Annotated in this window: 18 protein-coding genes; 9 read left to right on the forward strand and 9 right to left on the reverse strand. The window is 64.6% G+C overall.

The annotated features are described in order from the left end of the window. Positions 1–242 precede the first annotated feature (242 nt). The 4 genes from L0U82_RS33950 to L0U82_RS33965 all read left to right on the forward strand — a co-directional run bounded on the left by L0U82_RS33950 (position 243) and on the right by L0U82_RS33965 (position 3,695). Positions 243–1,316, forward strand: a complete 1,074-nt coding sequence (locus L0U82_RS33950; protein WP_233838015.1) for an AI-2E family transporter — start codon at positions 243–245, stop codon at positions 1,314–1,316. A gap of 326 nt (positions 1,317–1,642) precedes the next feature. After that, entirely contained in the window at positions 1,643–2,626 is a 984-nt protein-coding gene (locus tag L0U82_RS33955) for a hypothetical protein (RefSeq protein WP_233838016.1), read from the forward strand. 104 nt (positions 2,627–2,730) lie between these two features. After that, the gene (locus tag L0U82_RS33960) at positions 2,731–3,279 is read left to right on the forward strand and encodes a helix-turn-helix domain-containing protein (RefSeq protein ID WP_233838017.1); all 549 of its coding nucleotides are present in this window, start codon (positions 2,731–2,733) and stop codon (positions 3,277–3,279) included. Continuing rightward, positions 3,279–3,695 carry a VOC family protein gene (locus L0U82_RS33965; RefSeq protein WP_233838018.1) on the forward strand — a complete coding sequence of 139 codons (417 nt, stop codon included), beginning with the start codon at positions 3,279–3,281 and terminating at the stop codon, positions 3,693–3,695. Before L0U82_RS33960 ends, L0U82_RS33965 begins: the two co-directional genes overlap by 1 nt. 16 nt (positions 3,696–3,711) lie before the next feature. Here the strand turns inward: L0U82_RS33965 and L0U82_RS33970 are convergent, their stop codons facing one another. Continuing rightward, entirely contained in the window at positions 3,712–4,782 is a 1,071-nt protein-coding gene (locus tag L0U82_RS33970) for a M35 family metallopeptidase (protein ID WP_233838019.1), read from the reverse strand. Between the two features lie 25 nt (positions 4,783–4,807). On the opposite strand from L0U82_RS33970, the gene L0U82_RS33975 reads away from it, so the two are divergent. Further along, complete coding sequence (locus tag L0U82_RS33975) at positions 4,808–5,035, forward strand: hypothetical protein (RefSeq protein ID WP_233838020.1); 228 nt, start codon at positions 4,808–4,810, stop codon at positions 5,033–5,035. 57 nt (positions 5,036–5,092) lie between these two features. Here L0U82_RS33975 and L0U82_RS33980 read toward each other — a convergent pair whose 3' ends face one another. Both L0U82_RS33980 and L0U82_RS33985 read right to left on the reverse strand, forming a co-directional pair. Beyond that, positions 5,093–6,973 carry a sensor histidine kinase gene (locus L0U82_RS33980; RefSeq protein ID WP_233838021.1) on the reverse strand — a complete coding sequence of 627 codons (1,881 nt, stop codon included), beginning with the start codon at positions 6,971–6,973 and terminating at the stop codon, positions 5,093–5,095. Beyond that, positions 6,970–7,641: a response regulator gene (locus L0U82_RS33985; RefSeq protein ID WP_233838022.1), complete on the reverse strand. Its 672-nt coding sequence runs from the start codon at positions 7,639–7,641 to the stop codon at positions 6,970–6,972. Before L0U82_RS33985 ends, L0U82_RS33980 begins: the two co-directional genes overlap by 4 nt. A gap of 550 nt (positions 7,642–8,191) precedes the next feature. Between L0U82_RS33985 and L0U82_RS33995 the strand changes: the two genes are divergently transcribed. After that, positions 8,192–16,390: an autotransporter-associated beta strand repeat-containing protein gene (locus L0U82_RS33995; RefSeq protein ID WP_267929914.1), complete on the forward strand. Its 8,199-nt coding sequence runs from the start codon at positions 8,192–8,194 to the stop codon at positions 16,388–16,390. 53 nt (positions 16,391–16,443) lie between these two features. On the opposite strand, the gene L0U82_RS34000 is transcribed toward L0U82_RS33995, so the two are convergent. The 5 genes from L0U82_RS34000 to L0U82_RS34020 all read right to left on the reverse strand — a co-directional run bounded on the left by L0U82_RS34000 (position 16,444) and on the right by L0U82_RS34020 (position 21,469). Further along, complete coding sequence (locus L0U82_RS34000) at positions 16,444–17,268, reverse strand: phytanoyl-CoA dioxygenase family protein (protein ID WP_233838023.1); 825 nt, start codon at positions 17,266–17,268, stop codon at positions 16,444–16,446. An 84-nt stretch (positions 17,269–17,352) separates the two neighbouring features. Further along, positions 17,353–18,114 (reverse strand): SDR family NAD(P)-dependent oxidoreductase, encoded by a 762-nt coding sequence (locus L0U82_RS34005; RefSeq protein ID WP_233838024.1) that lies wholly within the window; start codon positions 18,112–18,114, stop codon positions 17,353–17,355. Continuing rightward, positions 18,111–19,061, reverse strand: a complete 951-nt coding sequence (locus L0U82_RS34010) for a polysaccharide deacetylase family protein (RefSeq protein WP_233838025.1) — start codon at positions 19,059–19,061, stop codon at positions 18,111–18,113. Before L0U82_RS34010 ends, L0U82_RS34005 begins: the two co-directional genes overlap by 4 nt. Before the next feature lie 37 nt (positions 19,062–19,098). After that, on the reverse strand, positions 19,099–20,103 hold the full coding sequence (locus L0U82_RS34015) for an asparaginase (protein WP_233838026.1): 1,005 nt from the start codon (positions 20,101–20,103) through the stop codon (positions 19,099–19,101). A gap of 19 nt (positions 20,104–20,122) precedes the next feature. Then, positions 20,123–21,469, reverse strand: a complete 1,347-nt coding sequence (locus tag L0U82_RS34020) for an MFS transporter (RefSeq protein WP_233838027.1) — start codon at positions 21,467–21,469, stop codon at positions 20,123–20,125. A gap of 361 nt (positions 21,470–21,830) precedes the next feature. Here L0U82_RS34020 and L0U82_RS34025 point away from each other — a divergent pair, with 361 nt between their 5' ends. Further along, positions 21,831–22,607 (forward strand): IclR family transcriptional regulator, encoded by a 777-nt coding sequence (locus L0U82_RS34025; protein WP_233838028.1) that lies wholly within the window; start codon positions 21,831–21,833, stop codon positions 22,605–22,607. Positions 22,608–22,933: 326 nt separating this feature from the next. Continuing rightward, the gene (locus tag L0U82_RS34030) at positions 22,934–24,277 is read left to right on the forward strand and encodes an MFS transporter (protein ID WP_233838029.1); all 1,344 of its coding nucleotides are present in this window, start codon (positions 22,934–22,936) and stop codon (positions 24,275–24,277) included. Positions 24,278–24,358: 81 nt separating this feature from the next. Here L0U82_RS34030 and L0U82_RS34035 read toward each other — a convergent pair whose 3' ends face one another. Beyond that, the gene (locus L0U82_RS34035) at positions 24,359–25,216 is read right to left on the reverse strand and encodes an IclR family transcriptional regulator (RefSeq protein WP_233838030.1); all 858 of its coding nucleotides are present in this window, start codon (positions 25,214–25,216) and stop codon (positions 24,359–24,361) included. A gap of 187 nt (positions 25,217–25,403) precedes the next feature. On the opposite strand from L0U82_RS34035, the gene L0U82_RS34040 reads away from it, so the two are divergent. Further along, on the forward strand, positions 25,404–26,258 hold the full coding sequence (locus L0U82_RS34040; protein WP_233838031.1) for a phytanoyl-CoA dioxygenase family protein: 855 nt from the start codon (positions 25,404–25,406) through the stop codon (positions 26,256–26,258). Positions 26,259–26,292 lie beyond the last annotated feature (34 nt).

The following is a 26,292-nucleotide window of genomic DNA, read 5'->3' on the forward strand; positions in this document are numbered from 1 at the left end:
TTCGAAGCCGCTGCGAGTTCACATTCACGTGACGTCTGGCATCGATCGAAGTCACCTTGAAGTCATTCCGGACTCGCCACGAAATCGCTTTGAAGCGAGTCCGGAAATCACGCCGAAGTCGCGCTGGCCGGCGCGTAGCCGGCCGCCGGGACGATCTGTCGCGTTTTGTTCGGGCTGTCATCGTTATGTGCGAAGATCGGTTCCTGCGCGAACTTGTTTGCGGATCAATGGAGCACTGACAGATGACCGACAGATTGCAGGCGTCCGTATGCGTGGTGGTGCTGCTGCTGATTGTGGGCTGGGTGCTGTATATCGGACGCGCGGTGTTCATTCCGATCGTATTCGGCGTGATCGCGGTGTATGTGGTCATCGATTTCACGCGTTTGTTGCAGCGCATTCCGGTCATCGGCAAACGGCTGCCGGCGCAACTGCGCTACGGTCTCTCGATGTTCCTGATCGCCGCCGGCATCTTCCTCGCGGTCGATATGCTGGTCGAGAACTACGACGCGCTGGTCGCACTTGCTCCACGCTATCAGGACTCGCTGCTCGCGATGATCCACAAGATCTCCGTGCTGCTTCATCTGGAAAGCGAACCGACGTGGGATTCGCTGCGGCGGAACATGCTCGCGCAGATCAACATTCAGGCGATCGTGACCGGCATGCTGACGTCGCTGTCGTCGATCATCATCGATATTTTCGTCGTGGTGCTGTACGCGGCTTTTCTGCTCGTCGAGCGCGGCACGTTCGGCGAAAAGCTCGCGAATATGTCGGCGAATTCGAGCAATGCGGCGCGCATCCGCGCGGTCGTCACCGATATCAACCGCCGCATCGGCGCGTACCTCGCGCTGAAGACGTTTCTCGGCGTGCTGCTCGGCGCGGTCTGCTGGGCGGCGATGCGCAGCATCGGCCTCGAATTCGCCGGGTTGTGGGCGGTGCTGACCGCGCTCTTGAACTACGTGCCATATATCGGCTCGGTGCTCGCCATCGTGTTCCCGGTGCTGATGACGATGCTGCAATTCGGCGACCTGAATTCGATACTGATCGTGCTGGTGTCGCTGACCGCGATTCACTTCGTGATCGGCAATATTCTCGATCCGTACCTGATGGGCAATTCGCTGAATCTGAGCCCGTTTGCGATTCTCGCCAGCATGGCCGTGTGGTCCGCATTGTGGGGCGTGCCAGGCGCATTTCTCGCGGTGCCGATCACGGTCAGCATGACGATCATCTTCTCCGAATTCGAAATGACGCGGCCGGTCGCGGTGCTGTTGTCGAAAAACGGCCGGCTGACTTACGGCAAGAGCCAGCCGGTGGCGTGATGCGGTTGGCGCGGCTGCTGAAGCGCGCGCGTCGCAATTGTCAACGTCGTTCAGGTGTACTGCAACGTATCGGAACTCGCGTCGATCGACGGCGATAACCGGATCGAACCGGTCGAAGCGCGAAGAGCCTTTCTTCATCTTCAGACACTTCGCAAAGCGCCATTTGCGGCGGCGCGTTTCAAGTCTTTTAAATAAATCGAAAAATATCGGCGAGCCGGTTGACGCGGAATTCACGCAAAGCCATGCCACAATGCGCGGCAGATCACGAGCACGGCCATGGGTTGTCAGGCTAAGCGTTTTCCCCTAACCATCAGACCAACAACTCGATGACCAAGGCTACCTGGACATTTCTGATTGCCGCCGCAGCGCTTGGCATAACGGCAAAAGGCGCTTCTGCCCAGGAACTCGGGCTGTACGGCGGACCGCTGACGGGCGAGCACGATCACACGTATTCATGGGCGCTCGACTACACGGAAGGCTTTGGCCATTACTTCGCGGGCAGCTTCACCTGGCTCAACGAAGGTCACATACCCGGCCATCATCGCGATGGTCCGGTTGCGCAGGTCTGGGGCCGGCTGCCCGTGATGGACCGGCGCTTCGTGTTCGCGCTCGGTGTCGGTCCGTATCGCTACTTCGATACCGAAGCGGCCGAGCAGGGCGAAGGCTATTCGAATACGCATAGCTGGGGTGTCGTCTATAGCGCGCGTGCCACGTGGTATTCGACGCATCGCTGGACCGCGAATCTGCAACTCAATCATGTGCAGGTGAAGAACGGCGAGTCGACCACCGCGATCATGCTCGGTGTCGGCTACCAGCTCGATGCACCCGATACGCCAGGTCCGCGCGATTTCGCGCTGCCGCGCACGAGCAAGGTGACCAACAACGAAATCACGCTGATGGCGGGCCAGACGATTCTGAACAGCCTCGAATCGCAGACGTCGGCGGCCGAAGCGATCGAGTACCGGCGCGGCCTGCTGCCGTATCTCGATGCGACGCTCGGTTATCTGCACGAAGGCAATGGCATATCCGCGCGACGCGACGGCATGACCGCGCAACTGTGGCTCACGCGCGCGTTCTTCGACGACCGTTTCGCGATCGGCGTCGGCGCGGGCGCGTACGCGGCGATCCATCACGGCGATTCCAACGACGATCGCGACACCGGCGACGGCATTCTGTCGGGTCTGCTGTCGCTGACGGCCACGTATCGCGTCACGCAGCACTGGTCGGCGCGCGTGACGTGGAATCGCGTGATGACGCGATATAGCCGCGATACTGATGTGATTCTCGGCGGTATCGGGTATCGGTTCTGACGTGATGTAACGGGGTAGGTGCCTCTACAAGTTTGCCGCGCGAGGCGCCTGCCTGCGGCGCGCTTAAACTAGCGGTTCACTGTCAGCGCCGCCCGCCCAAGCCCATGCCCCGCCGCCAGAATCTTCCTCTTCAAACCTCTCCATCCCAGACCACCAGCAGCGCGCTGGAAGACCCCGCGTTGCTGCGTCGTCTGCTGCGCGCCAAAGATCGCATGGATGCCGCGTCGCACGAGGCGTGGCCGGTTCGGCGTCTCGCTGAAGTCAGCGGCGTGTCGGAAGCGCATTTCGCGCGCTCGTTCAAGCGGGCTTTCGGCTTGCCGCCGCACCGCTATCTGCTGACACGGCGCATCGAGCAGGCCACCACGCTGCTGCGCGACACCGACCTCGGCATCACCGACATCGCGTTCGCGACCGGATGGGAAAGCCTCGGCACATTCGGGCGCATCTTTCGCGACATCACCGGCCGCAGCCCGGGCGAGATGCGGATCGATGCGCGAGCCGAGCCATTGCAACTCGAACGCGTGCCCGCCTGCGTGCTGAAGGCCGCGCAACGTCCCGATCTGACGATCGCAGTTTTGGAGAAGCGCCGCCGCGTCGCCGGCGATACAGTCGAGCCATCGAAACCATCGAAGTCGTCAACGAAGGAGGAGTGATGAATCAGGGTATCAATGTGGTCGGCCTGTACGTCGACAATCAGGACGAGGCGCTGGCGTTCTACGTCGACAAACTCGGCTTTCGCGTTCACACGGACGTGCGCAATGGCTCCTACCGGTGGCTGACGGTCCAGCATCCGGACCAGCCGTCGTTTCAGCTCGGGCTCTTCACGCCCGGCCCGCCGATACACGACGACGCCACCGCGCAGACGTTGCGCGCGATGGTCGCGAAGGGGGCGATGCCGCCGCTGGTGTTGTCGGTTGCCGACTGCCGCGCGAGCTACGAGCAGTTGAAGGCGCGCGGCGTGGAATTCACGCAGGAGCCCGTCGATCGTTATGGCAGCGTCGATGCGGGCTTTCGTGATCCGGCCGGCAATGGCTGGAAGATGATCGAGGCACCGGCGAATACGAAGTGAATTGCCGGTGTCGTCGTCAGCTTCTGGCCGAAGAGGTGAGTTGCGCAAAAGCGTCTTCGCAGAACAACCGATAGTTGTCCGCGTTTTTTGCGGCCATCGCGCCGCTGACTTGGGCAAGCGCGTGACAAACCCTCGGACCGTAGCCCTGAGCGTCTCGGTTTTGATTGGTGACCGCGACGTTCAATCGAAGAAAAACGGCGTCGTTTGGCACATCGCTCAACCGCACGTCAGTAGTTTCCGCGAACAGGTGAGTGGCCTCATGCACGATCGCGCCGCCGCGTGATACCTCCATGGCACCGACGACATCGCGCGAGTGGTACCGCGTAGGCTGCCCGCCTGTTTCGGATTCGTCGAAAAAGCAGGTTCCGAGGCGTATGTATGGCGCACCGTAGTAGGCGATGCCCCAAAACTCGTCGGAGCGGACCGCGGCAGCCATGCCGCGATCGGCGATACCGTTTTCCGAGAGACCTAATGGATTGCCCCGTGCGGCTTGACCCGCGTAAAGCAGGCCTGTGCACCTGGTGGTTATACCGGTCAACGTCCGCTGAAGTACCAACTTCACGACATCCGGTCCGGCATTGCCGAACCAGCGCCTGAAAAGATTCTTGCGTTCGGTGAAATCTAAAGTCTCGATCACGCCGATACCTGCCGTCAGCTGATGGCCAGCCTCGTTCCAGGCAAGCCGGGTCTTTACACGCTCTGCGTGGTCTGAGTAAGCCCAATAACTGGCCCCGAAATAGAAGCCAGGACGGTCAGGCCCCGGCAAATCATTTTTCGCGTCCTTGATGTAGTTAAAGTGCGCCTGCTGATCAAAGCTGCTCGGGCTCTGTTTCCTCGACTCTCCAGACTTCCGGATCAGTTCGGACGCTCGCCGATAGTCCACGAGTTCGGCCGCGGTATAGCCGCTGGTCGGTCGCAGCGTGATCGACTTGGCAAAGAAGCTCAGGTCCGAGTCTATGGCACGGACCTCTGCAGGCGACATGTCAGTCAGCCGACAGGCGATCCTTGCGCTAAGCGCGAGCCCGCTCGCGTCTAGCGAGTTATGCGCCAGCGCACCAAAGGCGGCCCCTATGTTGGTCTTTGCCATGTGACTGCATTCCCCCGAGAATTGTTTGAATGACCGACTCGACGGTGTTGTTTCAACCGGTGTCGTTTCAACGCTATCTGCTTCGGCCGCCGCACCGATCGGTACTGAACTTTGCGACTCTCCATTCAAGGCCGCGCTCTTTTTCGCTGAGGCGTTAGGCGTAATCGGGTCTCTGAAAACCGGACGCTGGGAATTTACATCGGCACGTACTGGCGCGACATCCCATAAAAAGGCTAGTTTTGAGCGCTTTTGACCGGGATCGTTTTGTCCGTCACGAAAATGCAATGCAGGTCCATATGGTCGTCAACTATTACTGAATCCCCGCCGCCGACCGCGCAATCGTGCACGGAATCCGCAATACGATCGTGGTCCCAACGCCTCCGACGATGTCGAGCGCGGCATGCAGCGTCTTCGCACGGGTGCGCATACCCACGATGCCGCGCCCGCTTGCGCGCGCCCGAGTCGGATCGAAGCCATGGCCGTCGTCTGCGATTTCGATGCGCACGGCGTCGCCATCCGCGGCGGCGCCGATCCGTATCGTGCGTGCTTGCGCATGCTGGATCACGTTGTTGATGCTCTCCTGAACGATGCGCATGACCGCGAGCGCCTTGCCCGGTGTCATATGCACGATCTCGGGTAAAGGTGCGACGACGCCCCATTTGAGTTCGATGCCGAGTGCGTTCAGTCGCGGTTCGAGGCGAGTTCTGAGGTTGGCCAGCAGCGGGATCAGATCATGGCCGTTGAAGTCCAGCGAATCGATGATGGATCGCATGTCCTGAATCGAATCCTCGATCGAACGCACTAGCGCGCCGCGTTCGACGTCCTCGCGTCGCGCGAGATGCAGCGCGGCGATCAGATGCGCGCCCATTCCGTCATGCATATCCTGCAGAATCCGGTTTCTTTCGGCGGTGACCGCGTCGCGTTGCGCGCTCGCCGCCTGTTCGCGATCGAGGATGAATTGCTCCGCAAAAACGAACAGCAACACGATGCAGAACGGCACCACGCCAAGCGTGCTCGTGCGCACCGAGTCCCAGGGCAGCCAGTCCATCACGATGAAGGCCGATTGCAGCATCGTCAGATTCCAGAACGTTGCGCTCAGCGCGAGCGCGCCGATCCGGATCGAGCGGATCCGCCACGCGCGCGCGAACATCCAGTAAAGGACGATGAAACGCAGCAGCGTATGCGGCCACGCGAGCATCCACATCGGGTCGCCGGTTTTGCCGATGGCGTAGAACACGATCGCGGCGACAATCGTCGCGATCGATACCGCATGCCAGAGCAGCAGGAACCATCGCGCCGGGTGCGCGGCGAGACGATAGCCCACTATCGTGAATCCCCAGAGCAAAACGATATGGGCGATCAACCGCACGAAGACTTCCGTATCCCGCGACACGGGAAACGACAACGTCAGGTACGAGCCGAGACTCAGGATGGCCACCACGGTCACGAGCTGGATCAGGTGTACGCTGCGCCGATGCCACAGATGCGCAACCAGAAAAATCAGTGCGCCGATGATCATCACGAACACGGCATTGGGCAACACGACCTGCACGAAATGGCGCAGGGACTGACGGGATTCGAGCAGGGGCGCGGGTCCGATCTCGATCGCCGAAATGCCGCTGCGCATATTCGCGTCGCCCTGCAGGCGCACATATAGCGTGTTGTCTCCGCTGCGGAACAGGCCTGAAGGAAGCACGATGTACAGCGGCTTGTCGTTCATCGCCGAGCCCATGCGGCCGTGCGGCGTGTCGTAGGACACGTCGCCATTGAGCAGCGAGCCGTTCAGATAGAACGAAGCGACCAGCGAAACATGCGGCACATAAAGAGCAAGCGGTGCGTCGGGCATCGCATCGAGCCGGAAATGCGCGCGATACCAGGCAAATCCACCCAGCCCCGGGTGGCTATCGACCCAGTTGTCGGGCAGCGTGACGGGTGCCCAGCCGGTGAGCGGCGGTGTCGGCGAAGCGGATGCGTTGAAGTCGGCGGCGCGCAGCGTCAAATCGATCGCGGCGGTGTCCGCAGCCTGCGCGGCGAAGCTGGAGAACGTGAGCGCTGCGACGAGCGCTGCGGTAAGCATCGTGGTGAACACAGCGGCGAGCGCGGCTTTGCGCATCACGCGGCAACGCAGCCAGGCACCGCGCGCGGCACGCGCTGCACAGCCCGCGCGCCGGGCGGGGATCGGGTGCGTCAACGGATCATCCCTTTGCGGCGTGCCTCGTTGATCGCCTGCATCCGGTTCGTGACCGCGAGCTTGCTGTAGATGTTCTTCACGTGCGTGGTGACGGTGTGATGGGAGATCTTCAGTATCGCCGCCGTCTCCGCAACGGTAAAACCGTAGGCGATCTGCTCGAGAATGGCGAATTCGCGCGGCGTCAGATCCTGGATGTCTTTCGCGGCGCGCGGCGGCTTGCGTGCATCCGCAACTGAAGGCGCGAAGCGCTTCAGCAGATGCCGAGCGATCTGCGGCGACAGCGGCGCATCGCCGCTGACCACCAGCAATATCGAACGGGCGAATTCGTCGAGCGTCGTGTCCTTCAGCAGATAGCCGCGCGCGCCGGCCTCGATCGCGCGCACCACGTGCGCTTCGTCGCCGAAGACCGTGCTGACCAGCACCGCCGTTTCCGGCGACGACACCCTCAAACTTTCGATCAGCACGTCGCCATCGCCATCCGGCAGACCGAGATCGATGATCGCGACTTGCGCGTGCAGCTGCGCAAGCGCGGTCTGCGCTTCCGCGATCGTGGTCGCGGTGCCCACCAGCGTGAGCTGCGGATGCGTATCGACCATGCGCTCGAACGCTTCGCGCATCGCGGCATCGTCTTCCACCAGAAATACGCCGACCGGCGCGGTCTCGCTCATATCGGTATCGCCGAGAATGGTTGCGTTATGCGGCCGTAGCCGGCATGCCGGCTACGGCCGCGCGCGTATGGTAACGGATGCGTTGCGACACGACGCAGTTCGCGTTGCAGCCGCGCATCTCTCCCTTTTTCATGGGATGTGGATTCGTCCCGCGCTGATTACTCTTACGCGCGTTCGGAGTACGCCGGCGTTCAGCCGGCGGCTGCACCACACGAGGGCCATCTCACGCTACGGGACTTTGAAACGCCGCAGTCGATTCGTTGGCCCGGGCTGCGCGACATTGGGACAGTTCGGCCTGGCGGCACAGGGGCATCGCTTTCTCGCGGCTGACCAAGGCGGGCCCGCGAGTTCATCACACCGACCGCGCAGCAATGAGCGGGTAGTCGATTGCCTCGATTCGCCGGCAAAGGCGATGCGGCAATTCAAAGACAACATCGACGCTCGCGGTTCAGCCGGATCATCTGAAGCTTCCGTCGTGATCGTCGCCGAACCATAAAAACGAGGCCCGAGAAACAGTCGCCACCGGAACCAAACACGGGGAATGTCGCACATGAATCGCAGCTATCGCATTGTCTTCAATGCACGAGTCGGGGTATGGCAGGTGGTGTCCGAGCTTGCGATGGGCCGCGGAAAAAACAGACGGGCCGCGCATCGGCTGCTGCTGGCGGGGTGGCTCGGCGTTGCCGCGCTGACGGCCTCTGCGTTTGCCACGCCAGCGCTCGCTGACGACAACCTGCTGGTGGGCACGGGTGGCAATGGCGGCGCCGCAAACATCTTCGGAGGCGGGGGCGGCGGCGGGATTGGCGGTGGCGGCGGCGGCGGCGGCGGCGGCTACAGTGGCGGCGGCGGGGGCGGCATCACCGGTGGGAATGGCGGCAGTAGCGCCAGCCTCGGTGTCTTCGGTGGCGCCGGTGGTGCCGGCGGCGGTGATGCGACGGGTGGCGCAGGCGGCAGTCAGGGCGGTGGCCAGGGAGGGCTGGGCGGAGGAGGAGCAAGCGGCATCGGCGGCGCAGCCGGCGGCGGTGGTGGCGCGCTGGGCGGCGCCGGTGGTAGTGGGGCCTGCGAGAACTGTGACGGAGGTGCGGCCGGGGTCCTGCCGTCTGGTTCGGGTGCGACTGGCGAGGCTGGCACTGTTCCCGGCTCTGGCGGTGCCGGCAGTAGTTACGGTGGTGGCGGAGGCGGTGGCAACAGTTTCGGCGGCGGCGGCGGTGGTGGCAGCGTGGTCGACGGTAGTGGTAACGCCATTTCCGGCCAGACAAGTGGTGCCGGTGCGGCCGCTCAGACTAGTCTCGTGCTCGGGACCAGTGTCACTTACGGCTATGTCGGCGTTGGCGGCGGTGGTGGTGGTGGTGGCAACAACGCGAGTGGCAGCGGGAGCGCAGGCAGTTTGAGCGTAACCGGCGCAACCCTGACCGTAGACGACTCCATGCTGGTCGGCGGAGGCGGCGGTGGCGGTAGTATCGGTTCCAAGGGCGGCAATGGAGGGGCTGGCACGCTGACCCTGCAAAATGCCGTGCTATCCGTGGCCGGCACCCTGCTCATTGGCGGCAGTGGCGGCGGTTCCAGTGCCGACTCGTTCGAACTTGGCGGCAATGGAGGGGCGGGTACCGTCAGCGTGGACGCAAGCTCCACGATCGATATCGGCGCTGGTGGCGCGCTGATTCTGGGGGGCGCGAACGGCGGAACTCTCGATCCCTCCACTGGCAGCGGTGCCGGTGGCGCGGGCATCCTCAACCTCGGCGGCACGCTGAACCTCGGTTCCGGCGCTACTGCCGTCATCAACGCGGGCAGCACGCTCAATCTCGGCGATGCGATCCCCGGCGACACATCGTCGGGCGGCATCAATGGAGCGAGCCTCACGAACAACGGCACGCTGAATTTCAACCAGAGCGGTACCACCAACCTCGCCATCTCCATCGGCGGTGGCGGCACGATCAGGCAGAGCGGGAACGGCACCACCGTGCTCGCCGCCGACAACAGTTTCAGCGGCGCCGTCACCATCACAAACGGGACGCTGCAGGTCGGCAATGGCGATGCCAGCGGCACGCTGGGAACCGGCGTGGTCACCGACAACGCCACGCTGACGTTCGACCGCTCCGGCAGCCTGACGGTCGGCAATGTGATCGGCGGCTCCGGCAGCGTCTTGCTGGACGGCACCGGCACCACGACGTTGACGGGAGCCAATACCTACAGCGGTGGCACGACCCTCCAGTCTGGCGGTCTCGTGATCGGCAACAATAAGGCGCTCGGCACCGGGATGCTGACGGTCAGCGGCCGGGCCACGCTCGACAGCAGCGTCGCTGCCGAGCTGACCAACAGCATCGGGATTGGTCTGGGCCTGACGGTCGCGGGTAGTCATGATCTGACACTCGACGGCGAACTCAGCGGCGCTGGGGGCCTTAGCAAAACGGGCGCAGCTACCCTGACGCTAACCGGCGCGGCCGCATACCTCGGCAATACGACGATCATCGGCGGCACGCTCGCGCTGGCGGGCAGCGGCAGCTTTGTGTGGGACGACACCGTGGTCAACGTCGCAGGCGCGAACGCGACACTGGACATCAGCCACGCGAACGCCAGCCAGACGATCGGCTCGCTGTCCGGAGTGGCGGGCAGCGCGATCACGCTCGGCGGTAACTCGCTGACCATCGGCGGTACGGCGAACGAGACCTTCGCGGGGACAATCAGCAGTACCGCTGGCGGCGGCCTCTTCAAGCAGGGCACGGGTATCGAGACGCTGAGCGGCGCGAACACCTACTCCGGTGGCACGACGCTCGCGGCGGGCGGTCTCGTGGTCGGCAACGATTCGGCGCTCGGCACTGGCACGTTGATGACGGGGAACCTCGCCACCACACTCGACAGCACCACCGCCATCGAACTCGCCAACCAGATCACGCTGAAGGCGGGCCTCACGGTCACTGGCACCCACGATCTGACACTCGACGGCGCGATCTCCGGCACCGGCAGTCTCACCAAAAACGGCGCGGCCACGCTGACGCTGAAGGGAGCGAGCGATTACTTTGGCGCCACCACAATCAACGGCGGCACGCTGGCGCTAACGGGCACGGGGAGCCTCGCGGTGGACGCAGCGGTCAATGTCGCAAGCGCGACTTTCGACATCAGCCACTCGAGCGGTAGCCAGACGATCGGCTCACTGTCCGGCGTGACCGGCAGTTCGGTAACGCTCGGCGGCAATTCGCTGACCTTCGGCGACGGGACGGATCAGACCTTCGCGGGCACGATCAGCGATACCGGCGGCGGCGCGCTGGTCAAGCAGGGCCCCGGTAGCGAGACGCTGACCGGCGCGAACACCTACACCGGTGGTACGACGCTCCGCGCGGGCGGTCTGCTGGTCGGCAACAACACCGCACTCGGCAGCGGGGCGCTGACGGTGAGCGGCACCGCCACGCTCGGCAGTACCACCGCTATCGAGCTGGCTAACGGCATCGTGCTGGACGCGGGACTTACGGTGGACTGCAGCAACCAGCTGACACTCGACGGCACAATTTCAGGCGACGGCGGCCTGACCAAAAACGGCACGGCGACCCTCACGCTGAAAGGGGCGAGCGCGTATAGCGGCGCCATGACGATCAACTCGGGCACGCTATCACTGATGAGCAGCGGCAACCTCACAGGCGCCAGCGCAGTCGATATCGCCGGCGGCCACGCGACGCTCGACATCAGCCACGCGGCCGGCCCCCAGCTGATCGGCTCGCTGTCCGGCGTAGCCAGCAGTTCACTCACGCTCGGCGGCAATTCGCTGACCTTCGGCGATACCTCGATCGAGACGTTCGCCGGCACGATCAGCGGCACGGCCACCGCGGCCCTCGTCAAACAGGGCTCGGGTATCGAGACACTGACTGGCTCGAACACATACGGCGGCGGCACGACGCTCGAAGCGGGCGGTCTCGTGGTCGGCAGCGCTACGGCGCTCGGCAGCGGCACGCTGACCGTAACCGGTGCCGCCGCGTTCGACAGCAGCACGGCCGTCGAGCTGGCCAACAAGATCCAGCTGAACGCGGGCCTCACGGTCATGGGCAACGAAGACCTGACGCTCGATGGCGCAATCACCGGCACCGGCAGCCTCATCAAAAACGGCACGGCCACGCTCACGCTGAAGGGGGCGAACGCGTACAGCGGCGCCACGACAATCGAGGCCGGCACGCTCGCGCTCGCGGACAACGGCAGTCTCGCCGCTACCAGCGCGGTCGATTTCGTCAATACGGGCGCGACATTCGACATCAGCCATTCGAGCGCCGGCCAGACGATCGGCTCTGTAACGGGTGTGGCAGGCAGCGCGATCACGCTCGGCGCGAACACGTTGACCTTCGGCGATGCGTCGGACCAGATCTTCGCGGGCACGATCAGCGATACCGGCGGCGGTGGCCTGATCAAGCAGGGCGCGGGCATCGAGACATTGACCGGCACAAACACCTACAGCGGCGGCACGACGCTCGAAGCGGGCGGTCTCATAGTCGGCAACGACAAAGCGCTCGGCACCGGCGCGCTGACGGTAAGTGGCGCCGCCACGCTCGACAGCAACACCGCCACGGAACTGGTCAACGACATCGCGTTAAACGCAGCCCTCACGGTTACCGGCAGCCACGACCTGACGCTCGATGGCGCGATGTCCGGCACCGGTAGCCTGACCAAGAACGGCGCGGCAACGCTGACTCTGAACGGCCACAACGACTACAGCGGCGGCACGCAGGTGAGCGCCGGTACGCTCGCGCTGGGCGCACACGCGAGCCTAGACGCAAGCGGCATCGTCAACGTCGCGGACGGGGCGACCTTCGATCTCTCGGCGGGCGGCGGCACGCAGGTATTCGGTACGCTGACCGGCGGTGGCACCGTGACGCTCGGCGCGGACGTGCTGACGATTGGCGATGTGACCGACGGCACTTTCACCGGATCGATCGGCGGTGGCGGCAGTCTCGTGAAGGTCGGCAGCGGCACCGAGACACTGACCGGCGCGAACACCTACACGGGCGGCACGGCAATCGACGCCGGCACGCTGGCGCTTGGCACCGGCGGCAGTCTCGCGATGAGTGGTAGCCTCGCACTGAACGGCACCAGTTCGAGCTTCGATATCAGCCACTCCGGCGCGAACCAGACGATCGGCGCGTTCTCGGGCGTAATGGGCAGCACGGTGACGCTGGGCAGCAATTCACTGAGCTTTGGCGATCAGACGGATCAGGCCTTCGGTGGCACGATCAGCGGCGGCGGTGCTGTCGTAAAGAGCGGCACCGGCACCGAAACACTGACCGGCGCGAACAGCTATATCGGTGGCACGACGATCAACGCGGGCACGCTGGCGCTCGGCACCGGCGGCAGCCTCGCCGCGGGCGGCGCGGTCAACCTCGCCGGCGCGAACACCGGTTTCAGCATCAACGATGCGGGCAGCAACCAGACGATCGGTTCGCTCGCGGGTGTCGCAGGCAGCAAGGTTACGCTCGGCGGCAACTCGCTGACGGTTGGCGACGGCTCGAACCAGACCTTCGCCGGCACGATCGGCGGCAGCGGAGGTATCGTCAAGCAGGGTACCGGCACCGAAACGTTGACCGGCGCGAACACGTACAGCGGCGGCACGACGCTCGCGGCTGGCGGTCTCGTGGTCGGCAACAACAAGGCGCTCGGCACCGGCACGCTGACGGTGAGCGGTACTGCGACGCTCGACAGCAGCACCGCCACCGAACTGGCCAACGACATCGTGCTGAACGCCGGCCTCACGGTCGCGGGCACACACGACCTGACGATCGACGGCACGATCAGCGGCACCGGCAGCCTGACCAAGGACGGCTCGGCCACCCTTACTCTGAACGGCAACAACAGATACAGCGGCGGCACGCAGGTGAACGCCGGCACGCTCGCGCTGGGCGCCCACGCGAGCCTCGACGCGAGCGGCATCGTCGACGTCGCGGATGGCGCGACCTTCGACCTGTCGGCCGGCGGCGGCAAGCAGGTATTCGGCACGCTGACCGGCGGCGGCGCCGTGGACCTCGGCGCGAACGTGCTGCAGGTGGGCGATACCGGCGACGGTACCTTCACCGGCGCGATCGGCGGCAGCGGCAGCGTCGTGAAGGTCGGTACGGGCACCGAGACGCTGACCGGCGCGAACACCTATACCGGTGGCACGGCAATCGACGCCGGCACGCTGGCACTCGGCACCGGGGGCAGTCTCGCGGCAAGCGGCAGCCTCGCATTGAACGGCACCACTTCGAGCTTCGACATCAGTCACTCGGGCGCGGACCAGACGATCGGTGCGCTCTCGGGCGTGGCGGGCAGCGCGGTGACGCTCGGCGGTCATTCGCTGACCTTCGGCGACCAGACGGACCAGACTTTCAGTGGCACGATCGGCGGCGCGGGCGGCCTCGTCAAGCAGGGTAACGGCATCGAGACGCTGAGCGGCACGAACACCTATACCGGCGGCACGACGATCGCGGCCGGCACGCTCGCATTGAAGGGTAGCGGCAGCCTTGCCACGGGCAGCGCGGTCAATGTGGCCGGCGCGGGCGCGGCATTCGACATCAGCGGCGCGACGGGTGGCCAGACGATCGGCGCGCTGTCGGGCGTGGCGGGCAGCAGCATCGCGCTCGGTGCAAACACGCTGGCCTTTGGCGATATGACGGATCAGACCTTCGCGGGCGTCATCAACGGCAGCGGCGGTCTCGTCAAGCAGGGCACCGGCACCGAGACGCTGAGCGGCACGAACACCTACACCGGCACCACGACGATCGACGTCGGCACGATTGCACTGGCGGGCGCAGGCACGCTGTCGGCATCGAGCGATGTGAGTCTCGCGAATACGGGCACACGCCTCGACGTGAGCGCCGCGAGCGGCACGCCGGTCATCGGCGCGCTGAACGGCGTGGTCGGCTCGACCGTGACGCTCGGCGCGAGCACGCTGACGCTCGGCAGCCGGAACGACGGCACGTTCGACGGCACGATCAGCGGCACCGGCGGGCTCGTGAAGAACGGCGCGGGCACCGAGACACTGAGCGCGGCGAACGCCTACACCGGCGTGACCACGATCAACGCCGGCACGCTGGCGCTATCGGGTGCGGGCAGCATTGCGCAATCGGGCGGTGTCGTCGCGAACGGCACCTTCGATATCTCGAACACGACGAATGGCGCGTCTATCGCGAACCTGAGCGGCACAGGCGCCGTGAACCTCGGCAGCCGCACGCTGACGATGACCGGCGCGACCGGCGCGAGCAGCACGTTCAGCGGCACCGTCACGGGCAGCGGCACGCTGATCAAGCAGGGCAACGGCACGTTCGTGCTCGACGGCGACGGTGCGGCGTTCACCGGCACGACCGAAGTGTCAGGCGGCCTGGTGGAAGTCGGCGACGCCGGCAGTCCGCAGGCTGCGCTCGGCGGCAGCGTCGCGGTCGACACAGGTGGCACGCTGCGTGGCCATGGCACTGTGCTCGGCAACGTCGGCAACAGCGGCACGGTTGCACCGGGCGGCTCGATCGGCACGCTGACGATCGGGGGCAACTACACGCAGACAAACGGCGCGACGCTGGCTATCGAAGTCAGTCCCACGACTGCTTCGCAGCTGAAGGTCAACGGCAGCGCGACGCTGCATGGCGTGCTGGCGATTACCTACGATCCGGGCACGTATACGGCGACCCAGTACACGCTGGTATCGGCTGGCCAGGGTGTCAGCGGCGCGTTCGACGGGACCAGCAGCACAGGCGCATCGAACCTCGGCACGCTGACGCCATCGCTTGCGTATGGCGCGAATGCGGTGTCGCTGGTGCTGGCCGCAGCACAGACGGGGCAAACGGGGGGAACCGTGCCGCCGCTCGTCGTCGCGCCGGTCGACACCAGCATCTATACGGCGCTGGGCACCGCTGCCGTGCTCGGCGCGCAATCGCAGGGCGCCGCCGTGCTCGAACGGCTCGGACAGGCATCGGATGCGACCGCCGCTACACCGTCGGGCTGGGTCACCGCGACCGGCAACCAGACGAAGGTGGGCGGCACCGGTAACACGCCCGGCTTCCAGTCAAACCGCTACGGATTCCTCGCCGGGCTCGAGCGCCGATATGGCGAGACCACGGCGGGCATCGCGGTGGGCTACGACCATGCGGACATCGACGAATCGGGAACGGGCGATTCGGGCACGACCGACACGCTGCGCGCGGCACTCTACGGCAGCCGTTTCGCCGGCCCGGTCAATCTCGCCGCAACGCTCGGCGCGGGCCTCGACTTCCTGTCGCAGAAGCGGTCATTCGGCGCGACCGATGCAGCCGAAGGCGACCACATGGGCCAGGAGTTCAACGTCGGCGGCCAGGCGAGTTTGCCGATGACGTTCGGCCGCGTGACGCTGACGCCGCGCATCGGTCTACGCTACGCGTACTTCCACACGAACGGCTTCGGCGAAAGCGGCGCTGGCGGCGAGGACCTGAACGTCGGCACGGACAACGTGCGCAGTCTGCAGCCGTACGCGCAACTGACGATGGATCGCGCGTTCGGCGATGCGCTGAGGCCGGTGAACGTCGAGGTGCGAGTCGGTTACGCGCACGAACTGCTCGACGGCAATCGTGCGATCAGCGTGAGCACGCAGGACGGCACGCTGTTCACGGCGCCGGGCACCAGCCTGCCGCGCGGTTACCTGACGGCGGGCGCCGGCATCACGATGCAGCCGAAGAAGAACCTGAACGTATCGATCAGCTACGACGCGCTGATCAACACGACGCACGCATCGGCGCAGCAGGCCAGCGTGCATGTTGGGTACAGCTTCTGATTGCTTCGGGGGCTCCCGCAGCACGATTACATGAGCCCCCGCGCATTCAAGCCTCAGTACTTCCTCGCCTGCTCATCGAGCCCGCGCTGAAACCGCGCTACCGCCTCGCGATGAAACGCCTGCTCCGCTTCGCCGTTGCTCACGCGCGGACGCGGCTCGTCATCGTAATAGCCGAACTTATCCTCGCCGCGCACCAGCATGGCCGTCAGACGAGTCGAGCCGATATTGCGCGCGTTGGTCGGGATATAGCTGAAGCCGAGCCCGACGCGTCGATGATCCGACTGATTCGGCCCCGATGCGTGAATCAGATAGGTATCGTGGATCGAGAACTGCCCCGGCCCGACCGGCATGAACGCGGTCTTGCTGCGATCGTACGACACATCGATCGTCTGGCCTTTCGACAACAGAATATCTTTCGACGGCACTTCGCCGTGATGCAGCTGGCCGAGTTTGTGCGAGCCGGGAACGACTTCCATGCAGCCTGCCTCGATCGACGCGTCGGTGAGCGCGACCCAGATCGTCACCTGCGTGCTCGGCTCAAGCCCGAAGTAGGTCGCATCCTGATGCCACGATACGTAAGCCGCGTCATGCGCCTTCTTCGGCCACACGGCGAGATTGAACAGCAGGATGTCCGGGCCGATCAGATCTTCGACGGCGTCGAGCACCGCCGGGTGACGGCCGATTTCGTCGACCCACGGAAACAGCAGATGCGGTTTGAAATTGAAGCCCTTGCCCATCTGCTGGTTGCGGGTTGCCTCGAAGGCTTCGAGTTGCTGCAGATAACCGGTGGCCTGATCGGCCGGAAACGCGTCGACCGGACTGACATAGCCGAAGTCGCGGTAGTGCTGGATCTGTGCGTCGGTAAGCTTCTTGCCCATGATGCGGAGTGTCCTTCGATAACTGATTGATGTACTGCTGCAATGAGATAGCGCAGTGGTAACGCGATACGGCGATGCCCGCGGCTACATGGCGGACCAGCCGCCATCGGCGAACAGCCAGCTGCCGGTGGTGAACGACGAATCGTCGCTGGCGAGAAAGAGGGCGGCGCGCGAGGTTTCTTCCACACGCCCGAAACGCCTCATCGCGTGCCGGTTCTGCCAGCGCGCGCGAGTCGCATCCGGATCGCTGTTGCGTCCGATCGACGCGCGCGACATCGGCGTGTCGATTACGCCCGGCATCAGCGCATTCACGCGGATACCGTGCGGTGCGTAGTCGACCGCCATCGTCTTCGCGAGCGTGGCGACCGCACCCTTGCTCGCGACATACGACGCGTTGCCGCCGCCGCTCGATGCCACCAGTTGCGAGCCGACCAGCACGATCGAGCCGCGCTCGCGCGCGAGCATCGTCGGCAATACCGCGCGACACCACAGAAAGCAGCCCTTCACGTTGATGTCGAACACGCGATCCCATGTGGCTTCGTCCAGCTCGTGCACGCGTCCGCCCGGCGAGATCGCCGAGCAGGTCAGCAGCACGTCGATGCGCTGCCAGCGCTCCAGCACGCGTGCGACACCGGCTTGCGCCGCGTCGGCATCGGCGACATTCGCGCAGATCGCGAGCGCTTCGCCGCCCGCTTCGACGATCTCGCGCTCGACGCGCGCGAGCGCCTCGCCGTTCAGATCCACGAGCGCGACTTTCGCGCCTTCGCGCGCGAACGTGCGCGCCGCATCCGCGCCGATGCCGGAGGCGGCGCCGGTCACGATGGCGACCTGGTCGGCGAGTTTCATCGCGTGCCCTCCCGCGTGTTTTGCTGGCCTTCGCGCGACGGATAGTCGTCGCCGGGAATCGTGCCCGGCGGCAGCGAGCAGCAGTGGTCGTAGATCGCACCGGGGCGCGTGAGCCACACGCGGTCGAACAGCGGATGCGACACGATGTGCTGCAACGCGCGGCGCAGCGCGCGCAGACGGAACGGCTGGCCGACCACCATCGTATGCAGCGCGATGCCGCACACCAGTGGCTGCTTTTCGGATTGCTCGATCATTTCGTCGAACTGGTCGATGATCGACTGCGCGAACGCTTCGCCGGTCTGCTTCTGCACGATGACCTGCGGCGAATCGTTGACTTCGAGCGGATACGGCAGCGACATCAGACGGCCATTACGCGTGCGCATCCAGATCGGCTGGTCGTCGAACGGCCAGTCCATCGCGAAACGGAAGCCGGCTTCGTCGAGCAGATCGGGCGTCACGTGCGATTGCGACATCCATGGTGCCATCCAGCCGCGCGGCGCGGTGCCGCTGTCGGTGCGAATCTTGTCGTGGATATAGCCGAGAAAGCGCGTTTCATCCTCTTCCCACATGTCGCCCTGCTTCTCGGCGTTGGTGCGTCCGTGACCGATGATTTCGTCGCCGCGCGCCTTGATCGCTTCGAGGATGTCGGGCGCGTAGTCGAACACGGTCGTATTGATCAGATGGCACGCGGGCAGCTTCATCTCGTCGAACAGATCGAACAGACGCCACACGCCGACGCGGTTGCCGTAGTCGAGCCAACTGAACGTACGCGGATCGGGCGGCACCTGCTGCGTCGAGATCGCATGACGCATGCCGTGGCCGAACGAGAAGTGTTCGATATTGATGCCGAAGTAGAGCGCGAGCCGCTTGCCGCCCGGCCAGTTGTAGTCCTTGCGATTCCTGATTGCGCTGTATTCGTAGCGGTTGTGATGGGGCAGTTTCAGCATGAGTTCTCCTTGCATGTTGGGGCGACGGACCGCGCGTTCAGTGCGTGGCGAACAGCTCGCGCAAGCCGTCGGTGTCATAGCCGAGTGCGATGCCGAGCATCAGCAGAATCCGGCACTTTTGCGGCGTGAAATCGCTGCCGGCGACGATGCCGTGTTCGGCGAGCCAGCGTCGCGCGGGGATCGTTCCGCTGTGCGCGCGGCTCGTCTGTACGACGGCGACACCGCGTTCGCTCGCGCGTAGCAGCGCCTTGCGTTCAAGCGGCGAGGGCAGGCCCGGCGCGAGGCCGGCGCATACGATGCCGCGCGCGCCCTCGTCGCAGGCGGCGTCGATCAGCGCGCCGTCGTTGCCCGCGACCGAATACACGACGTCCACGCGCGGCAGCGGCGCATCGGCTTGCCATGCGGCCGGTGCGCTATCCGGCGCGTGACGGCGCAGCGAGCGGCGCGCGAAATACGCGCCGTCGCCTTCGATATAGCCGAGCGGACCGTACAGCGGCGACGCGAAGGTCTGCAGCCGGTAGTTCGAGGTCTTCACGACATCGCGCGCGCTGTGGATTTCGTCGTTCAGCACCACCAGCACGCCATGGCCTCGCGCGTCGGGCGAGCCGGCCACGCGCAGCGCGGCGAGCAGGTTCATCGCGGCATCGCTCGATACGACGTTCAGCGGCCGCTGCGAACCGACCAGCACGACCGGCGTGCCGGTGCGCAGCGTCATGTGCAGAAAGAACGCGGTTTCCTCGATCGTCGCGGTGCCGTGCAGCACGACGACGCCGTCTACCGTGGGCGCGACCGCCTCGATGGCGGCGCGCAAATCCTGCCACTCGGTGGGACCGAACGCGGACGAGCCGGTCGCGCGAAACGGCACCGCCTTGATCCGCGCGAAGCGTTCGACGAGCGGCACGCGTTCGAGCACGGCGGCGACGTCGAGCCGTTCACCGGTTTCCGGATAGTCGATCGTGTCGAGCGGATCGGCGGCGAGCGTCGAGATCGTGCCGCCGCAGCCGATCAACGCGATCTCGGGTAAGGCTTGCATGCGAGTCATGTTTCGGAAGATCCAGGTTTCAGATGCGGCTGAGCGACGCCGGGGTCGCGCGCCGGTTCATACGGGCGAACACCAGCGACAGCGCGGCGGCGCCGGTCATCAGCACCGCGAGAATCGCCAACATCAGCGTGAAGCCGCCGGACACGTCGCGGGTCCAGCCGATAAAGCCCGGTCCGACGACGCCGCTCACGTTGCCGAGCGAGTTGATGAAGGCCATCGACGCGGCAGCCGTGATGCCGGTCAGAAACGACGGCGGCAGCGTCCAGAACACCGGGAAGCTCGCGAACACGCCGATACAGCCCATGCTCAGACCGATCACCGCGACGACCGGCGTCTTCAGCGTGAACGCGGCGAGCAGAAAACCGGCGGCGGCGAAGATCGCCGCGAGCGCGACGTATTCGATGCGTTTGCCTTTCGCGTCCGAGCGGCGTGACCACCACACCATGCCGATCACCGACAGCAGATACGGAATCGCGGTGACCACGCCGATCTGCACGGTCGGCAGGCCGAAGTCCTTGACGATCAGCGGCAGGAAAAAGCCGACGCCGGTCGAGCCGCACACGAGACAGAAGAACAGCAGTGCGAGCACCAGCACGCGCGGATTGGTGAAGCCCTCGCGCAGCGTGAATTTGCGCACGGCTTCGGTCTGGCGGCGCTCGGCGTCGAGCACGCGTTCCAGTTGCAGGCGTTCGCTGGTGCCGAGCCACTTCGCCTCCGAAGGCCGCGACGGCAACAGCCACAGGCACGAGATGCCGAGCAGCACCGACGGCAGGCCCTGGGTGAGGAACAGCCATTTCCAGCCCGCCAGCCCGCCGAGCCCATGCATATGCGCGAGGATCAGCGACGAAACCGGCGCGCCGAGCACGCCGGACAGCGGCATCGCGATCTGGAACATGCCGATCATGCGGGCACGGTCGCCGCGCGGAAACCATTCGGTCAGGTACACGAGGATGCCGGGCAGGAAGCCGGCCTCGGCCGCGCCGAGCAGAAAACGCAATGCCGACAGGCTGGTGCCACCGGTCACGAAAATCGTCGCCGCGGAAATCAGCCCCCACGTGACCATGATTCGCGAAATCCAGAAGCGCGCGCCGACCTTGCCGAGCACGAGATTGCTCGGCACCTCGAACAGGATGTATCCCCAGAAGAACATCGACGCCGCGAAGCCATAGGCGGCCACCGACAGCCCGAGGTCATGGTTCATCGTCAGCGCGGCGAAGCCGACGTTGAAGCGGTCCAGATAGGCGAAGAAATAAAGGATGCACAGAAATGGGATCAGCCGTCGCGCCACCTTGGCGACCGTGACGGACAACGCCGCCTCCGATGCAGGCGCGCTCGCGGCGATATCGGCCGTCGATTCGAGATTCATGTTGGTCTACCTCACTGATGAGTCCGGCCTGCGCCGTCTGGAAAGTGTTCGCGTAAATTCCATAAAACGGAATAAACAATTCCGATATTGGAGATTTAAGGCGGCGTTCGTCAATCGATTTCAAAATTGCGATGCAGCAGGGACCGGTTCCATTGCGAGCGGCGCAGGTGCGAACGCGATGCATCGAAAACCTGCCGAGCCGCGTCCCGCAAGGCGCGAGGCGTGGCGGCGCGGGTGCTTCAGGCTAAAATGCCGGGTGCCGTCCGCGACGGCGGATTTTTCGGTCCGCTTTTCAACCCGCCTCTCAACGCGCTGCTTAGCCCGCTTCTCAACCTGTCTGTCAACCCGCCTCGACACATCCATGCCCATGACGCCTTCGAACGACCAGCCCATCGACCGGATCTTTGCCGTGATCGGCGCGATCGTGCGTGCGCGCCGCGCGTTGAGCCTCGCCGAGATCGGCGCCGCGGTCGGCCTGCCGGCGCCGACCGTGCATCGGATGGTCGGGAACCTCGAAGAGCGCGGCTTGCTCAAGCGCGCGATCGGGTCGAAGAAGCTCGTGCTGCCGGGGCCGAAGCTGGTCGAGCTGAGCAGTCAGGTGCTGGAAGCGGCGGTGGTCGCCGACGAGCCGCATGCGATCCTCGAACGGCTGGCCGCGCAGATCCAGGAGCACTGCCAGATCGGCACGATCGCGAACGGCGAGGTGCTGTACATCGACGCGGTGCAGGTACGGCGCACCAGCGGGCTGCAACTGGAACAGGGGCGCAGCGCGCCGTTGCACTGCACGTCGATCGGCAAGCTGTATCTGGCGTCGCTCGGAGACGACGCGCTCGATGCGTGGCTCGACGCGCATCGGCTCGTTTCGCTCGCACCGAACACGATCACGGACCGCGACGCGTTCGCCGCGCACATCCGCGAGGTGCGCAAGCACGGCTGGGCCTTCAGCAACGAGGAATACGGTCAGGGCGTGATCGGTTGCGCGGTGGTGATTCCGCTGTCGACGCAGCGCGACTTTCTGTGCGTCGGCATGTCGGGTCCCAGCGCGCGCGTGCCGTTCGAACAATTGCCCGATCTGATCGGGCCGCTGCGAGCCGCCGCTGCGCAGATCGCCGCGGCGATTGGCGATACGGGCGGCTAAACACGGTTCTTTCCGAAGCAGCCGTGCCGGTGCGGGCGTTTCAGTCTCGCGGCGGCGCGCGCCGCTTTTTCTTCTTTTCGTCTGATCTTCCGGCCAGCCGCGCCGGCGATGGACTCGCGCGATTTCGACCGATCCGGTGGCGGCCTCCTCGCGCAAATTCAGTTGACATACGGATTTTGTATTTCTATCCTGCGGAACAATAAATTCCAAAAAACGGAATTTATTGTTCCGGTCGCTAAGAGTGACGCTTGAGGACAAGCGCCATCGTCGATGCCGTGCCGGAAGAACCCATTCCATTGGCAATCCGGACAGCAAGGAGCCCGATCGTGACCGTATCGCAGCGTGTTCCGCAAGCCGCGCCCAGTAGCGCGTCCGATATACCGACTCGCAAGATCGCGCGTCGTCTGATTCCGTTCCTGTGTCTGCTGTACTTCTTTGCCTACCTCGACCGCTTCAACATCGGCTTCGCGTCGATCACGATGAATCAGGATCTGGGGCTGTCGATGGCGGCCTACGGCTTTGCCGCGTCGATGTTCTTCGTCGGCTACATCCTGTTCGAGGTGCCGAGCAATATCGTGCTCGGCAAGGTCGGTGCGCGCTTGTGGATCACGCGGATCATGGTGACGTGGGGCCTCGTTTCCGCTGCGACGATCTTCACGCGCGGCCCCGGTAGTCTCGCCGGGCTGCGGCTCTTGCTCGGCGCGGCGGAGGCGGGCTTTCTGCCGGGCATCGTCGTGTATCTGAGCCAGTGGTTTCCGCATGAGGAGCGCTCCGGCGCGATGGGCATGTTCCAGACCGCGATGCCGCTCGCCGGTGTGCTCGGCTCGCCGGTCTCGGCACTGATCCTCACCCATATGCACGGCGTGTCCGGTTTGCCGGGGTGGAAATGGCTGTTTCTGATCCAGGGCCTGCCGTCGGTGGCGCTCGGTTTGTCGTGCTTGTGGCTGCTGCCGTCGCGGCCGGCCGAGGCGAAATGGCTGACCGATGCGCAACGCGCGAGTCTCGAACGCAAGCTGGAGGCCGAGCGCAGGGCGACCGAAGCGGGCGGACATGTGTCGCTCAGACAGGTGTTTGTCGAGCCACGCGTCGTGATGCTGGCGGTGCTGCTGTTCTGCCTGATTTGCGGATCGACCGGGATCGGCTTTTTCCTGCCGCAGATCGTCAAGGATTTCGGTTTCTCGACGGTGAAGATCGGCATGGTGACGGCGATTCCGTATCTCGCGTCGGTGGTCGGCATGGTGCTGTGGTCGCGCTTCGCCAACCACAAGGACGATCGCATTCGCTACGTCGCGATACCCACCGTGCTCGCCGGCTGCGGCTTTCTGCTCGCCGCGTGTTCGCTGCATACGCCGGTCGTCGCGGTGATCGGCCTGAGCGTCGCGTGCGTCGGCATCTTCTCGACTTTCCCTGTCTACTTCACGCTGCCGCAGACTTTTCTGACCGGCACGTCGGCGGCCGCGGCGATTGCATTCGTCAACTCGGTGGGCAATATCAGCGGGGTCGTGGAGCCGGCGTTCATCGGCTGGACGCGCGATGTGTCCGGCGGCTTCACGTTCATGCTGTTTATCCTCGCGGGGCTGATGGCGGTGGCGTTGGTGCTGTGCTGGCGCTTCGCGGCGATGGTCAGGAGCGGGGCGGTGGCGTCGCCGTTGAAGCGGCAATCGGTGTGAGGGGGATGTAGAGGCGCGGAACGCGTAATGCGATCTGGACACCGCGATTCAGCGATACCTAACGGCAGCGTATAAAACCGCTCACTCCGCCAGTGCCGCCGCTATCTCCCGCGCGGCGCGTTCCAGCGGCGTAACGAACTGCCGCAGCATGTCATGCGTGACGCGCGCGCTCGGCGCCGAGATGCCGAGCGCGAGATTGCCCGGCTCGCCCGCATCCGGCACCAGCACCGCGCAGCCGATCACGCCCGGCGTGTATTCCTCGTTGCTGGTCGCCCATCCGTCACGCCGCGCGATCGCGAGCTGCCGTTTCAGCACCGCCGGCTCGGTGATCGTATTCGCGGTGAAGCTCTGCAGCGAGCGGGTATCGAACCATGCCTGCAACGCCTGCTTGTGCATCGACGCGAGAAAGAGCTTGCCCATCGACGTGCAATGCAACGGCGCGCCGCGTCCCTGTTCGAGATGCAGGCCGCCATGTCGGCGCACGCTCACCGTATCGACGTAGCGCACTTCGTTGTCGTACAGCATGCCGATCTGGCAATGCTCGCCCAACTCGGCGGCGAGCTTCGCGAGGATCGCGTGCGGCGCATCGACAACCAGCGCATTCGACAGCACGCGCCGGCTCAACGACACGAGCCGTTTGCCCGCCAGCACATGACGGCGCGAGCCGGTCGCGCGTTTGACGAGCCCGCGCTCTTCGAGATTGCCGATCAGCCGATGAACCGTCGGCGCGGGCAGGCCGGTCGCGGCGGAAATCTCGGCGAGCGTCATCGCGCGTGCTCCGTCCACGACAGCATCGAGCACGGCAAAAATGCGATCGATCGGCTGTTCGGACGCGTGTGGCGCGTTATCGCGCGGATCCTTCTTCACCTTGGCCGGTTGGCTCGCCGTCGTCGTGGAGGTGCCAGCCACCGGTTTGCTTGCCGCAGGTTGGGTCGACATAAGTGGTCCGGAAATGACTGAAGAGTGGTAACGAGTGGTATAGAAAATTCCGTTTTACGGAATTTATAAGATCGACGGCGATCGTGTCAACGCTATTGCGAGGTACAGAAAGTGATTGACCCAGCGTTTTTGTGATTCTAATATACGGAATTAATAATTCCGAAAAACGGAAATTAAGGAGAAGACGATGGCTAAGCGATTGACGGCATCCCAGCTCGAGCAGTACGACGAAAAAGGCTTTCTGTATCCGTTGGATGTGTTTAGTGCGGCCCAGGCGAAGAACTATCTGGATCAACTGGAAGGCTTCGAGGCTGAACAGAACAGCGCAGCCGGCGTGGCGGGTAATTTTCGTCCGCGCAAGGGCAAGGGCTTCAACTTCAAGCCGCATCTGCTGTTTCGCTGGGTCGACGAGATTGCGCATAACCCGGTGATTCTCGACTATGTCGAAGATCTGATCGGCCCGGATATCCGTCTTTTCAATCTCGCTGTGTGGCCGAAGAATCCGCGCGATCCCGCTTACATTAGCTGGCACCAGGATTCGACGTATTTCGCGCTCGACCCGGCATCGCAGGTCACCGTGTGGATCGCGCTCGCCGATGCGCCGGTCGAGGCCGGCTGCATGGAGGTCGTGCCCGGCTCGCACAAGCTCGGTCAGTTGCATCACTCGGAAGTGCCGTCGGACACGATTTTGCTGTCGCGCGGCCAGACGATCGACGTGCCCTACGATCGCTCGCGCACCGAGTTCATGCCGGTGAAAGCAGGGCAATGCTCGCTGCACGACACGTATCTGATTCATGCGTCCGGGCCGAATCAGGCCGATTTTCGCCGGGTGGGCATGGCATTCAGCTATATCCCGGCATCGTCGCGCTGCGTCAGCGACGTGCGGATGACCGCGATGCTGGTGCGCGGCGAGGACAAATGGGGCTACTACGATGACGAGCCGCGTCCGCAGGTCGATTACGGCGAAGCCGAACGCGCGGCGCACGCGCATTCGGTGGGCAAGTTCCAGCAGTTGATCGCGGAGCAGGCGGCGAAGTATTGAGCGAGGCACAGCGCCGCTGTTTGACCAACACCAA

Origin of the sequence: Paraburkholderia sp. ZP32-5 (genome assembly GCF_021390495.1) — a bacterium.
Lineage (GTDB): Bacteria > Pseudomonadota > Gammaproteobacteria > Burkholderiales > Burkholderiaceae > Paraburkholderia.